Source organism: Terriglobia bacterium, from assembly GCA_020073205.1.
In the GTDB taxonomy this organism is placed as follows: Bacteria; Acidobacteriota; Polarisedimenticolia; order Polarisedimenticolales; family JAIQFR01; genus JAIQFR01.
On sequence record JAIQFR010000029.1, the window covers coordinates 1 to 13,728 of the forward strand.

Consider the following 13,728-nt stretch of genomic DNA (forward strand, 5'->3'; position numbering starts at 1 on the left):
GTCGGCCGCCTATCTCGTGATCGCGGCGGTGTGCACGTTCGCCATCGGCTACCGCTTCTACTCGAAATTCGTCGCCGCGCGCGTCCTCGCCCTGAGCGACGAGCGGATGACGCCGGCCGTGCGCATCGCCGACGGCCGCGATTTCGTTCCGACCCACCGGTGGGTCGTGTTCGGCCACCATTTCGCCGCCATCGCCGGGCCGGGCCCTCTGGTGGGACCGATCCTCGCGGCGCAGTTCGGTTACCTTCCGGGCGCGATCTGGATCCTCGCCGGCGTGGTGATGGGCGGCGCCGTCCAGGACTTCGTGATCCTCGTGGCGAGCCTGAGACGGGACGGCCGCTCGCTGGCCAAGCTCGCGCACGACTACCTGGGCCGGTGGGGCGCCATCGCCGGAACGATCGGGATCCTGCTCATCATGGTGATCCTGATCGCGGTGCTCGGCCTCGTGGTGGTGAACGCGCTCGCCGAGTCGCCCTGGGGGGTCTTTACCGTCGGTGCGACCATCCCGATCGCGCTCGTGATGGGAGTGGTCATGCGCGGCGGCCACGGACGACAGGTGCTCGTCGCAACCGGGATCGGCGTCGCGCTCCTCGTGCTCGCCCTGGTCGGAGGAAGGTGGGTCTCGCTCCATCCCACCCTCGGGCCGGCGTTCACGCTGGGCCGGCTGCCGCTGGCCTGGGCGGTGATCCTCTACGGTCTGGCGGCGTCGGTTCTGCCGGTCTGGCTCCTCCTGGCCCCGCGGGACTATCTCTCCACGTTCGTGAAACTCGGCACGGTGCTGCTGCTCGCGGCCGGGATCCTCTGGGTGCGTCCCGATCTCCACATGCCGGCGGTCTCCCGGTACGCCGACGGAAGCGGGCCGATCTTCGGTGGGAAGATCTTTCCCTTCTGCTTCATCACCATCGCGTGCGGGGCGATTTCGGGATTCCATGCCCTGATCGCCAGCGGCACCACGCCAAAGCTCCTGAAGCGCGAGACCGACGCCCGGATGATCGGCTACGGCGGGATGCTCCTCGAGAGCCTCGTGGCCATCATGGCCCTCGTCGCCGCGGCGTCGCTCCCACCGGGCCAGTACTTCGCCGTCAACTCGAAAAAGAGCGTCGAGTGGATCGCCGAGCAGGGATTCCCCGTCACGTCGGCGGAAATGCAGCAGCTGGCCGATCGCGTCGGCGAGAAGTCGGTTCTCGGGCGGACCGGCGGGGCCCCCTGCCTCGCCGTGGGGATGGCGGAGATCTTCCGGAGGTTTCTCGGCGGGCCGAGGTTCGCGGGGCTCTGGTACCATTTCGCGATCATGTTCGAGGCGCTGTTCATCCTCACGACCCTGGATGCCGGCACGCGGGTCGGACGTTACCTCCTCCAGGACGCGCTCCATCGCCTCCTGCCGGGTCTCGGGGGCTCGGGCTGGGGGGCGAACGTCGCGACCAGCACCGCATTCGTGGCAGCGTGGGGGTACTTCCTTCACGCGGGGGTCGTGGACCCGAACGGCGGCGTGTGGATCCTCTGGCCGTTGTTCGGCATCGCGAATCAGCTCCTCGCCGCCACCGCCCTGACCATCGCGGCGACTATCTTCGTGAGGACCGGGAGGGTGCGGTACGCCTGGGTGCCGCTGGTGCCGCTTGGGTTCCTCCTCTCGGTGACGTTGACGGCCGGGATTCAGAAGATCTTCCACCCCGACCCGCGCATCGGCTTCCTGGCCCTGGCGGCGTCGCCGGGAGTCGGCGCGGCCGCCGCGTTCAACGCGCGTCTCGACGCCGCGATGGCCGCGGCGTTCCTGGTCCTGGTGCTCACGGTCGTGCTCTCCGCGTCGCGCCAGTGGGTCCTGGTGCTCCTCGGCCGGATCGACGTGGAGCGGGATGCTCCGCCCCCGGCGGGCGAGGGGCGTTCGGTATTCGGGGACGTCCCGGCGGAGGCGGGCAGGCACCGGTGTTGCTGAACCTCGAATTCTGGAAGGAGATGCCATGAGCGATCCGATGGTGGCCGAGAAGCTGGAGCAGGTGCCGGCAATTCTCGAGGAGACCAGGTTCGACGCATGGCTCCTGTTCGCGCGCGAGACCCACACGCTCCCCGATCCGTGCTTCGATCTGGTCGTCGGGAGCAACGTGACGTGGCCCTCGGCGTTCCTCCTCGGCGCGTCCGGCGAGCGGATCGCGATCGTCGGAAGCCTCGACGCCGCGAACCTCAAGATGCACGGCCACTACCCGGAGATCGTCCCCTACGTCGGCGGGATCACCGAGAACCTCCGGCAGGTCCTCGGCCGGCTCGATCCGCGGAGGATCGCGGTCAACTACTCGGTGAACGACCTGATGGCGGACGGCCTGACCCACGGGATGTACCTGATCCTGCTGAAGGCCCTGGAGGGGACCCCATACGCATCGCGGCTCGACTCGTCGGAGCGGATCGTCTCCGCGCTGCGCGGGCGGAAATCGACCACCGAACAGGCGAGGATCCGCGCCGCCTGCGACGCCACGGTGGAGATCTTCGACCGCCTCACGCCGCGCCTCCGCGCCGGGCTCACGGAGAAGCGGGTCGCGGAGATGATCCGCGAGGAGATGTCGAGGATCGACGGTGTCGAGCCTGCCTGGGACGTGGAGCACTGTCCCGCGGTCTTCACGGGACCCGAGTCGGCCGGGGCCCACGCGGGACCGACGGACCGGCCGATCGAGCCGGGCCACGTGATGAACGTGGACTTCGGCGTCAGAAGGGACGGCTACTGCTCGGACCTGCAGCGGACCTGGTACTTCCTCAAGCCCGGTGAAGCCGGAGCTCCCGAGGCGGTGCGGAAGGGCTTCGATACGATCGTCGAGGCGATTCGCGAAGCCGCTCGTGCCCTCGAGCCCGGACGCACCGGAGAGGAGATCGACACCGTCGCTCGGTCGTACATCACCGGCCGCGGGTATCCGGAGTTCCCGCACGCGCTGGGTCATCAGATCGGACGCGACGCTCACGACGGAGCGGGGCTGCTCTGCCCGCGGTGGGAGCGGTACGGCACCCTTCCCGACCTTCGGGTGGAGGCGGGGCAGTGCTACACCATCGAGCCGCGGTTGCCGATCGAGGGGCACGGCATCGCGACCTGCGAGGAGATCGTGGCCGTGACCGATCGCGGCTGCGTCTTCCTGAGCCGCCCGCAGGACGACCTGTACGTGATCCGCTAGCGCCCCGCCGGGAACACCAGCGCCACCGCCCCCGAGTGGACGGCGAGGCTCAACGAGGTCCCGGTCACGTTGCTGAGACCGAGCGATCCGGGCCGGATCCTCCTTCGCCTCAACGTCCAGCGCGTACCACGAAGGGTCACCGTCGCCGGGCCGCCGACCGCGAGGAGCGAGACCGTCCGCCCGCGGACCGTGGCGGCCCGGCACCCGCGCCTCGTCACGAGAACGGTGGCCCGGTCGGTGGGGGCCAGGATTCCGGCGAAAGCATCCGAGGCCGCCGCGAGATCGAGAAGATTCGTCCATTCGTGATCGAGACGTCCGCCGAGCAGCCCGGCAACCGTGACGACCTGGACGCGCCGGGTCCTCAGCTCCCGCAGCGCGCCGGCCAGGTCGCTGAACGCTTTGTCCCGGTCGTAGACCACCGACGTCACGCCACGTGGCGAGCGGGAGGTCGAGTCCAGGTCGCCGACGAAGAGGTCCGGCTTGCGGGCCGCGGCCCTGCAGGTCCTGAGCCCGCCGTCCACCGCCACCAGAAGGCAGCCGTCCGATAGCGTGCCGGCGAGGGCACACGCCCGTCGCAGCTCCGCCCTGCGTGCTCCGTGAAGCACCAGCACGGCTCCCAGTACCCCCCCTCGACGCCGGAGTCCGCGCATTTCGATCTGCGGTCGCTCGCCGATGCGGTCCATCCCGAGTCGCGCTCCCATCGTTCTTAGATACCGCTCGGCCCGCGGCGAATCAAGCGGAACCTTGGGCGAATTCAGCTGGCATCGCCCGTCGAAAAAAACCCCGAAGGCTTCCGCCTCCGGGGTCGTCGTGAGTCCTCTCGAACCGGTGCCTCAGGCGACCGGCATCACGTTCTCGGCTTGCGGCCCCTTGGGACCTTCCTTGATCTCGAACTCGACTTCCTGACCTTCATCGAGGGTTCTGTAGCCCTCGGCTCGGATCGCGGAGTAGTGGACGAAGACGTCAGGGCCGTCCTCGCGGGCGATGAAACCGTATCCCTTCGTGTTGTTGAACCACTTCACCTTTCCTCTGGCCACGATCGAAACCTCCTTGCCCTTAGCGCTGTACCCCTGGTCGGGACACGGAACTTCCGGCGCCCCGGGCACGCCCCGACCCGAACGGGGCATCACCATGAATCACCACAGGAGGTCGGTCGCTCCCAGGTGCGCTGTCGATCGACACCCCGCCCATTCCGCGACGAGCCATCGAGGATTCTAGAGCCTGAAGTGTGAGCCCGCAAGCCCTGTTCGGCGTCCTGAAGCGGTCCGACGCGGCCTAGCGGGCGGCGTCCAGCGTCACGGCGGGGGCGGACCGGCAGGGACGTCCCCCGGCGACGCGACCATCATCGTCGGGAGCCTCGGCGGGTCTCCACCAGCGTCGCGGAATCCGATTCCGGCTCGACTTCGGGTGGCCCATCCTCCCCGGCGCGAGCCGGCCGGTCCGGCTCCGCCGATCCCGGCACCGGGCGATCGCGCAGTGCGGGGCCGAACGCGAGATCGAGAACCTGCTCGATCTCGCTGACGAACTGGAAGGACAACGCCTGTTTGACGGGCTCGGCCACGTCGATCAGGTCCTTCTCGTTCTTGTCCGGCAGCACGACCCGTCGGATGCCCGCGGACTTCGCGGCGATCACCTTCTCCTTGATGCCTCCCACGGGCAGCACCTTGCCCCGGAGAGTGATCTCCCCGGTCATGGCCAGGTCGGTGGGGACCGGCAATCCCGTCAGGAGCGACACGAGCGACGTGGTGAGCGTGACGCCCGCGGACGGACCATCCTTCGGGATCGCCCCTGCCGGCACGTGGATGTGAAAATCGCTGTGGTCGAATATCCCCTCGTCGATCCGGAGCTCCTTGGCGCTGCTGCGGATCCAGGACAGCGCGGCCAGGGCGGACTCGCGCATGACGTCGCCCAGCCGTCCCGTGATGGTCACCTTCCCCTTTCCGCGCATCCGCGTGGACTCGACGAACAGAATCTCACCTCCGACCTGGGTCCAGGCCAGGCCGACCGCAACACCGCTGCGGTCGCTTCGCTCCGCGATCTCCCTGAAGAACCGGACCGGGCCGAGCAGGTCCACGATCTGGTCCGGCGTCGCGACGAACCGATCCTTCTTCCCCTCGACCAGGCGGCGCGCGATCTTCCGGCAGATGTTCGCCACCTCTCGGTCGAGGTTCCGCACACCGGCCTCTCGGGTGTAGCTGTTGATCAGCATCCGGATCCCGTCGTCGGCGATCTCCAGAATCTCCGAGGTGAGACCGTGCTCGTCGAGCTGACGCGGGACCAGGTGCCCTTTGGCGATCTCCAGCTTCTCCTCCTCGGTGTAGCCGGGCAGGCGCAGGACCTCCATCCGGTCTCGTAGCGCCGGCGGGATCGTGTCGAGGACGTTCGCCGTGGTGATGAAGAACACCTTGCTGAGATCGTACGGTACTTCGAGGTAGTGGTCGGAGAACGCGTTGTTCTGCTCCGGGTCCAGCACCTCGAGGAGGGCGGACGACGGGTCGCCCCTGAAGTCGGTGCCCACCTTGTCGATCTCGTCGAGCATGAACACGGGATTGCGCGTCCCCGCCCGCTTGATCCCCTGGATGATCCGCCCGGGCAGGGACCCGATGTAGGTCCGACGGTGCCCGCGGATCTCGGCCTCGTCGCGGATGCCACCGAGGGAGATCCGGATGAATTTGCGTCCCATGGCCCTGGCGATCGACTTCCCGAGGGAGGTCTTTCCGACGCCGGGCGGGCCGGCGAAGCACAGGATCTGTCCCTTCAGGTCTTTCTTCAGCGAGCGGACTGCCAGGTACTCGAGGATCCGGTCCTTGATCTTCTCCAGATCGTAGTGGTCCTCGTCGAGGATCCTCTTCGCCTCGACGACGTCCAGCTTGTCCTCGGTCTCGACGGACCAGGGGAGCGAGACGAGCCAATCGAGGTAGGTGCGGGAGACGGTGTATTCCGCCGCCTGGGGCGGCATCTTCGAGAGTCGCTCCAGTTCCTTCTCCGCCGCCTTTCGCGGCTCGTCCGGCATCCCCGCGGCATCGATCTTCTTCCGGAGCTCCTCCATCTCCGCGGTGCGCTCGTCCTCCTCGCCCAGCTCCTTCTGGATCGCCTTCATCTGCTCCCGAAGGTAGTACTGCTTCTGAGTCTTACCCACCTCGTCGGCGACCTGGGACTGGATCCGGCTGGAGATCTCCTGAAGCTCGAGCTCCCGCGTGATGATCTCCATGAGTTTCTGGACGCGGTCCCGCACGTTGTTCCGCTCGAGGAGACCGATCTTCTCCTCGACGTTGACGTTCAGCACGGAGGCTGCGAGATCGCTGAGGCGCGCCGGGTCGGACGACCCCGCGGACAGCACCATCTCCCCCAGGTCGTTCGAGATGTTGGGCGACGCCTGCACGAGTTGCTGGAACTGGTTGATGAGGCTGCGGACCAGCGCGTCGAACTCGACGCCGGGCTCGAAGACGTCCTCCAGCGCGGTGACCGAGGCCTTGACGAAGGGCTCCGTGGCGACGAACCGGTCGACGCGGATTCGCTTGAGCCCCTGGATGATCAGATTGACGTTGTTCCCGTTGAGCCGGACGATCTTGAGGATCCGCGCCGCGGTCCCCACCCGGAACATCGCCGCCGGGTCCGGGTCGTCGTCGGCCGGGTTCCGCTGGGAGACGACGCCGATGAGCTTCCCGTCGCGCGCCACGTCGTCCAGCAGGTTGAGCGTCTTCCGGCGGCCGACGGAGATCGGCATGATCGCGTGCGGGAACAGCACGCTGTTACGGAGCGGGAGGACCCCGATCTCGCTGGGAATGAGTATGGCGTCCATGGTCTCCTTGCCTCGCCGCGGCCCCCCGCGGCACGATCGCCTCCAACGGGTCTCATTCTCGGTCCGGCGGGGCGCTGCCGCAACCCTCGGACCGGTGTGCAAGACACGACCGCCCCGGGGGCCGCCATCGCGGCGCCCCGGGGCGATTCCCGCCGTCGTTGGCTTTCACGCCGTCTGGATGGTCACCCTCTTCGGCTTCGCTTCCTCGGCCTTGGGCAGCATCAGCTCGAGCACTCCGTCCTTGAGGTGAGCGGAGATCTTCGACGCGTCCACGGTGGTCGGAAGGCCGAAGCTCCTGGTGAACGAGCCGTAGCTCCGCTCCATCCGGTACGCGTTCCTCTCCTGAACGTCCTCCTCGTGCTTGCGCTCGCCCTTGAGCATCAGAACCCCGTTCTCGATCCGTACGTCGATGTCGTTCCGATCGACGCCGGGCATCTCCGCCCGGATCACGAGGGAGTCACCCTTCTCGAAGATGTCCACGGGCGGAGCCCACGCACCGAAATCTTCGTCGCTGCCCCACCGAGCCGGGGCATCGGCGAGCATGCGGTTCACCCGATCCTGCATGCTCAACAGATCTCGCCACGGATCCCACCTTACGATCGCCATCGTCGTTACCTCCTTGCCATCTCGTTGATCCTCGAGGCCCGTCTCGACCCGGGCCTCTCGGAGATCGCTCAGTTAAGACCCACCCCCGCGGCTGTCAAGCCGGGCCGGCGTCGCCGCCGCGCTCCTTGGGCTCCGGACCGCGGACGGTCAGCACCGGGCAGGGCGCGCGCCGGACCACGCGCTCCGTCGTGGAGCCGAACAGCGCGTGGGAGATGAAGCCCCGGCCGTGGGTGGACATCGCGACGAGCGCCGCCTTGCGCTCGGCGGCGAGCCGGGCGATCTCGAGGTGAGGGGTCCCGCGGAGCACGACGCGCTCGAGTGGGACACCCGACCCCTCGTAGGGCTTCACGAACTGCTGGAGCTCCTGCGCCGCGCGCCGCGCCTGCGAGTCGAGGATCTCCTCGACCGGGATCGCGGCGAACTCGTCGACGAATGCCGGCAGCCGGTCCTCCACGACGTGCACGACGACGACGGTGGAGGAGAACTTGCGCGCGATCGCCATCGCCGGCGCGAAGGCGCGACGGGAGCTTTCGGAGAAGTCGGTGGTGACGACGAGGGTCTCGAAGTCGCTCAAGGCCGCCTCCGCGCCCCGGCCGCTGCCACGAGTCCGCGGGCCGCCTTCCCGCGACCCGATCGGCCCTATCCGTAGAGCCGGTCGTGATGGAGAGCGACGAGGCTGTCGGGAACCGGGCGGTAGTCCAGCGGCTCCAGCGAGAACGAGCCGCGTCCCTGGGTCTGCGATCGCAGGACGGTGAGATAGCCGAACATCTCCCCGATGGGCACGACGCCGCGGACCAGGATGTTCCCGCGCGTGAAGCGCGTCTCCTCGACCACGGCGCGGCGCTGGTTCAGGGTCTTCACGACGCCGCCGAGGTACTCCTCGGGGACCCGGATCTCCAGCCGGCCGTAGGGCTCAAGGACCTGGGATCCCGCGACGCGCAGCGCCTCCCGGAGCGCCATGCTCGTCGCCGAGTTCAGGGCGATCTCAGGCTGTCCGACGTCGTCGTAGGCGGCGTCGAGGAGCACGACGCGGATCGCCGTGACCGGGTAACCGTAGAGCCCGCCCCCCTCCGCCGCGTTCCTGACCGACTCCAGGATCGACGGCAGATACGCCTGGGGCAGCGTTCCCTGGCGGAGGCGGTCCAGCACCTCCACCGACGGCGGGACCCCGGGTGCCGGCTCGATGCCCAGCTCGATCCTCGCGAACAGGTTCTCCCCCGCCACCTGGCGCCGGTACTCCGCCGCGGCCTTCGCGGCGACGCGGGCGGTCTCCCGGTAGGAGACCCTCGGCTTCCCGTACACGGCGTTCACGCCGAAATCACGCAGCATCCGCCCCAGCACCACGTCCAGGTGCAGCTCGCCCATGCCCGACAGCAGCGTCTGGCCCGTGTCGGGGTCCACCGACGAGCGCAGCGTCGGGTCCTCCCGCTGCATGCGCGCGAGCACCTCGGCGAATCGGTCGCGGTCGGTGGTGGTCCTTGGCTCCACCGCGACGGAGACGACCGCCTCCGGGAACCGGATCGGCTCGAGGAGGACCGGGAACGCCTCGTCGCAGAGGGTGTCGCCGGTCACCGTCCGGTGGAGCCCGGCCACCGCGACGATGTCGCCCGCCTCGATCTCCTCCACCGGCTCCCCCCGGTCGGCGTGCATTCGCAGGATCCGGCGGAGTCGTTCCTTCTCGCCGGTGCGCGGATTCGTGGTCCGTTCGCCGGAGCTTAAGCGTCCCGAGTAGACGCGGAGGTAGTACAGGTCCGCGGACGTCGCCGCGACCACCTTGAATACCAGCGCGGCGAACGGCGCGTCGAGCCGCGGCTCCCTCCGTATCGGCCTCCCGTCCGACGGGCTCGTCCCCTCGATCGGGGGCATGTCCCCCGGCGCCGGCAGGAAGGCGCACACCGCGTCGAGCACCGGCTGGATCCCCGAGTTCCTCAGGGCCGCGCCGCAGACGACCGGAACCGCCCGGTGCGCCAGCGTCGCTTCCCGCAGGGCCGAACGGAACGCGTCCGCGGAGATCTCCTCGTCCCGGAGGTATCGCTCCGCCAGACCGTCGTGCACCTCCGCGAGAGCCTCGACCATGAGGGCGCGCCGGCGCTCGGCCTCCGCTGCGAGCCGACCTGGGATCGCGCTGACGATCACGTCCCGCCCCTGGGACCCCGGATCGAAGGTGAGATACGCGCGATCCGGCAGATCCACGATCCCGGCGAACGTCTCCGCGGAGCCGTCCGGGAACTGGATCGGAACCGCGTGGGCGTGCAGGCGCTCCCTGAGGGACCGCACGGCCGCGTCGAAATCGGCACCCACGCGATCCATCTTGTTGACGAACGCGATGCGTGGAACCTCGTACCGGTCCGCCTGGTGCCAGACGGTCTCGGACTGCGGCTCGACCCCCTCGACCCCGTCGAAGATCACCACCGCGCCGTCGAGCACCCTTAGGGCCCTCTCGACTTCGGCCGTGAAGTCGACGTGCCCCGGCGTGTCGATCAGGTTGATCTGGTGATCCTTCCAGATGAAGGTGGTCGCGGCGTCGGAGATCGTGATCCCGCGGTCCCGCTCGTCCACGCGGAAGTCCATCACGGCCTCGCCGTCGTGAACCTCGCCGATCCTGTGGCTGCGCCCCGTGTAGAAGAGGAAGCGCTCGGTGGTGGTCGTCTTGCCCGCGTCGATGTGCGCGACGATCCCGATGTTGCGAACGCGTTCAGGAGGTACGGATGCCATCCCCGCCGATCCGGTTTCCCGCGGGCCCGGCGGGAGGCACTCGCGCCACCCGGGACGGTCCCGCGCATTCACATCACGTAGTTGCCGCCCGAGTCCTCCGGGTCGCCCGGTGAGCCGTCGTCTTCCGGCTCGCCGACCTGGCGGGCCCTTTCATCCTCGATGGCTCGGAGGATCTCGTCCTCCTCGGGAATCCTCACGTTGTGAATCGCGCCGAGAAGGAGCAGGCCCTGGCCGACCACCGCGGGATCCTCGTCGAGCCAATCGCGCAGGGGATCGATGAGCTCCTCGGTGCCGAACAGGCTCACCCACTCCGCGGTGCTGCCGGCGCCCACCTCTTCCATGAACCACGACAGGTTCGAGGTGACCGCCTCGTAGGCCGACCGCGTCCCCAGATCGCACAGCAGTACCAGGAGGCTGTGGGCCGCGTCGGCGTCCGCCCCGCCCGACTCGATCCGGGCGCGGGCCGGAGCGACGATCGCCTCGCCCATCATCGCGAGCGCCCTCTCGGCCGCACCGTAGACGTAAGAGTTCTCGTCGGAGAGGTATTCCATCACCTCGGGGATGAAATGGACGGCCCGCAGCTCGCCCAGCGTCTCGAGCGCCACGACCTTCGGGAAGAACGGCCCTTGGGACTCGAGCATCCTGAGGCACCAGTCCTGCGCTTTCCTCCCCTCCTCCTCGCGCTCCTTGCACAGGACCGCGATCGCGGGAGGCAGGTCGGGAAGCACGAAGGCGGTCTCGACCTCGGCGAGGGTCAAGAGCCGGTCCAGGTCCCCCCGGGCCCGGCGGAGGGCGAGTCCCATGTTTCGGTAGCGGGCGAGCGCGAACGCCGCGGAGAGCTGGAAGCCGAGGACCCATTGCTGGAATTGGTGGCCGAGACGCTCCACGTCGTCGAGCATCGCGGAGGTGGTGAACGCCCCGACCGCGGCGGCGATCCGCTCCGGCAGATCGTCCTCGGGGTCGCGGGGGAGCCTCTGGGCCGCGCCCCGCGTCCACTCGGCGATGGAGCGGACGATCTCGCCGAGGTCGCCCGCCCGGAAACGGTGGGCGATCTGCTTGATGGTCGCCTCCCCCATCGCCGCGAGGATGTCGCAGTCGTAGCCGGACTCCACCGCCTTGATGGTCTTCCTGAGCTCGATGCGCCCGGAAGGGCCGGTCCTGAAACACCATCCGGCGTCGTCGATCTCCAGGGTCTCGAGGAGCGTGCGGAACCCCTCCCCCGCCCTGTGCGCGCCGCGCCATTGGAGCGCGGTGAGGAACCGGGCCAGCACGTCGGGGATCTCGCGCGCCTCCACGATCTTGAGCACGCCGCGGAGGGCCGCCGGATCCGCCAGCAGCTCCACCTTCTTGGCCACGAACTCGCGCACGAGCTCCCGCGCGTCGGGGCTCCCCAGATCGGCCAGTGCCTCGACGATGATGCCGAGCGCGGGCTCGGTCATGTCGCCTCGCTGCAAGGCGGAGGCGGCGAGGTCTACGGTGTTGGGGTACCCGAGCCGGGCCAGCGCCGTGAGACAGTGGCCGGGAGTCGCGCCGCGCAGCAGGCGGAAGCCGCGGAGCAGGATGTTGTGGTGCTTGGCCGTGCCGTGCTCGCCGAGGTGGCGCGCCACCATGGTCGGCGTCGCGTCGTGATCGTCGAGGACGAAGCCTTGCACGACGTCGCAGCAGGTCTCGGGAAAGTGGCGGATGAGGCGGTCGATCGCCCAGTAGCGGACCTCCGGGTCCTCCCACTTGGCGAACCGGGCGAGCTCCTCGAACGACCAGATCGGTTCGGCCACCGACACGAGCCTCCCGCGGCGGCGGTCGCCGCGTCGCCGGACATTCTAGCATCCGGTCCCGAGTCCCCCGGGCGCGGGGGGTCGCGGTGGCCTCCGGCCCCGGTGGAGGTCGTCGCATCGCGGGCCGGAACCGGACGGTGGTCCTCCCGATCGAGGCGGCGCTGGGTCATGCGGCGCAATCGGCAGGTCCGGAAGCGCACTTCCGCACACCGTCCTCGCATCGACCGAATTCGGACTGTTTCCGTCCGACTTGAAGCGGCGCGTCGCGCCTTTACTCTCTCGCCGCGTGTTGCTATGGTAAACGATCACGACACGCGCGATTCGAGACCCGGCAGAGGATTCCGCTGCCCGGCCGGGGTCTTGCAGAGGAGAACGACGCCATGGAAGCGGAGCGCTCCGCCTACCGGTACGAGATGGTGAACGTGCGGCCCGGCTACATCGTCGTCGAGCACGAGGTCCAGAGCAAGGCGATGCGAGCTTATTTCTCGTCCGATCCCGTCGCGCCGGTCGAGGAGTACCGCGAGGGGAACCGGATCTGGAAGCACACCGCCACGGCCCAGTCGCTCCGGTTTTCGATCCGGGACACGCGCACCGGCGAGGTGGCCCCGTTCGACGAGCTGCTCGGTCTCGCTTTCTACGGAAGCTGTCCCAAGGGCACCGAGGTCTGGGAGATCGGCGACCTCGCCCAAGAGCACAAGGTCTCGATCTACGTCGCCGTGACCGGGGAAGCCGCCGAAGGGGTGCGCGGTGGCCTGACGGTCGAGAAGCTCCGGATCCTGAACCGCTATTTCAACGAACGGCTGCGGGACCGGGAGAAGAAGATCCTGATCCTCCCGGACCGCTTCGGCCTGTACCGGGAGTTCTCAAACGGGCACATCATGGTCGACCTCGGCCTCACGGCGATGGAGTAGCCCCGGCCGGGCTTAAACTAAGGAGAGTGCGACGATGACCCTCAAGGACCTTGCCGAGAAGCTCCAGCTCAAGGCGCTCAACACGGTGGCCGACAAGCCGGTGACCGGGGTGTACATCTCGGACATGGTCAGCGACGTGATCGCCAACGCGAAGCCCGGCAACGTGCTGGTCACGGTCCAGGTCCACAACAACGTGATCGCCGCGGCGAACCTGGTGGACGTTACCGGGATCATCCTGACCCGGGGCCGGAAGCCGGCGGACGACATGGTCGCCCTGGCGGAAAAGGCCGGCATCACGGTCCTGCTCACCGACCTGAACAGCTGGCAGGTCGCCAGCATGCTGTTCGAGGCGGGACTCCGCTGAGCCCCGGATGACGTCCGACCCGACCTCCATGTCCGCGGGACTGCGGCTCGCCGAGATCCGGGACCTCTTGGGATGCGAGGTGATCAGCGGCGGACACCGGCTGGACGAGGTCGTGACCGAGTGCTTCGCGGCCGACCTGATGAGCGACGTGCTGGCCTTCTCGAAGCCGCACGCGCTCCTGATCACGGGCCTTTCGGGGATCCAGTCGGTTCACACCGCCGACGTCGCGGAGTTGGCCGGGATCGTTTTCGTGCACAGGAAGCGCCCACCGCAGCAGGTCCTCGACCTGGCCCGGGAGCGGAACCTCCCGGTGCTCTCGACGCCGCTCCACATGTTCGACGCGTGCGCGGCCCTCGCCGCGCGAGGGCTCCGCGGCGGCTCCAAGAGCTGACGGAGCGGGAAC

12 protein-coding genes are annotated in these 13,728 nt (G+C 68.7%); 5 read left to right on the forward strand and 7 right to left on the reverse strand.

Annotated features, from left to right (window positions below; translation table 11 throughout):
- Positions 1–1,933: carbon starvation protein A (locus LAO51_08115; protein MBZ5638707.1), on the forward strand; the 1,933-nt coding region annotated here is incomplete at its 5' end.
- Between the two features lie 25 nt (positions 1,934–1,958).
- The gene (locus LAO51_08120) at positions 1,959–3,152 is read left to right on the forward strand and encodes a Xaa-Pro peptidase family protein (GenBank protein MBZ5638708.1); all 1,194 of its coding nucleotides are present in this window, start codon (positions 1,959–1,961) and stop codon (positions 3,150–3,152) included.
- On the opposite strand, the gene LAO51_08125 is transcribed toward LAO51_08120, so the two are convergent.
- The 7 genes from LAO51_08125 to LAO51_08155 all read right to left on the reverse strand — a co-directional run bounded on the left by LAO51_08125 (position 3,149) and on the right by LAO51_08155 (position 12,050).
- A complete protein-coding gene (locus LAO51_08125; protein MBZ5638709.1) occupies positions 3,149–3,835 on the reverse strand; it encodes a thiamine diphosphokinase in 687 nt (228 codons plus the stop codon). The genes LAO51_08120 and LAO51_08125 overlap by 4 nt on opposite strands.
- Positions 3,836–3,985: 150 nt before the next feature.
- Positions 3,986–4,189, reverse strand: a complete 204-nt coding sequence (locus LAO51_08130; protein ID MBZ5638710.1) for a cold-shock protein — start codon at positions 4,187–4,189, stop codon at positions 3,986–3,988.
- A gap of 305 nt (positions 4,190–4,494) precedes the next feature.
- The gene (lon, locus tag LAO51_08135) at positions 4,495–6,954 is read right to left on the reverse strand and encodes an endopeptidase La (protein MBZ5638711.1); all 2,460 of its coding nucleotides are present in this window, start codon (positions 6,952–6,954) and stop codon (positions 4,495–4,497) included.
- Between the two features lie 165 nt (positions 6,955–7,119).
- Positions 7,120–7,560 carry an Hsp20/alpha crystallin family protein gene (locus LAO51_08140; protein MBZ5638712.1) on the reverse strand — a complete coding sequence of 147 codons (441 nt, stop codon included), beginning with the start codon at positions 7,558–7,560 and terminating at the stop codon, positions 7,120–7,122.
- 94 nt (positions 7,561–7,654) lie between these two features.
- Positions 7,655–8,134 (reverse strand): universal stress protein, encoded by a 480-nt coding sequence (locus tag LAO51_08145; protein ID MBZ5638713.1) that lies wholly within the window; start codon positions 8,132–8,134, stop codon positions 7,655–7,657.
- Between the two features lie 65 nt (positions 8,135–8,199).
- Positions 8,200–10,275, reverse strand: coding sequence for an elongation factor G (gene fusA / locus LAO51_08150; GenBank protein MBZ5638714.1), 2,076 nt, complete (start codon positions 10,273–10,275; stop codon positions 8,200–8,202).
- A gap of 68 nt (positions 10,276–10,343) precedes the next feature.
- Positions 10,344–12,050, reverse strand: a complete 1,707-nt coding sequence (locus LAO51_08155; GenBank protein MBZ5638715.1) for a hypothetical protein — start codon at positions 12,048–12,050, stop codon at positions 10,344–10,346.
- 380 nt (positions 12,051–12,430) lie between these two features.
- Here LAO51_08155 and LAO51_08160 point away from each other — a divergent pair, with 380 nt between their 5' ends.
- Genes LAO51_08160 through LAO51_08170 form a run of 3 tightly spaced genes read left to right on the forward strand, consistent with a single transcriptional unit; the run spans position 12,431 to position 13,716 of the window.
- Positions 12,431–12,961, forward strand: coding sequence for a hypothetical protein (locus LAO51_08160; GenBank protein MBZ5638716.1), 531 nt, complete (start codon positions 12,431–12,433; stop codon positions 12,959–12,961).
- A 34-nt stretch (positions 12,962–12,995) separates the two neighbouring features.
- Positions 12,996–13,325 (forward strand): serine kinase, encoded by a 330-nt coding sequence (locus LAO51_08165; protein ID MBZ5638717.1) that lies wholly within the window; start codon positions 12,996–12,998, stop codon positions 13,323–13,325.
- A gap of 40 nt (positions 13,326–13,365) precedes the next feature.
- A complete protein-coding gene (locus LAO51_08170; GenBank protein ID MBZ5638718.1) occupies positions 13,366–13,716 on the forward strand; it encodes a hypothetical protein in 351 nt (116 codons plus the stop codon).
- The last annotated feature ends 12 nt before the right edge of the window (positions 13,717–13,728 follow it).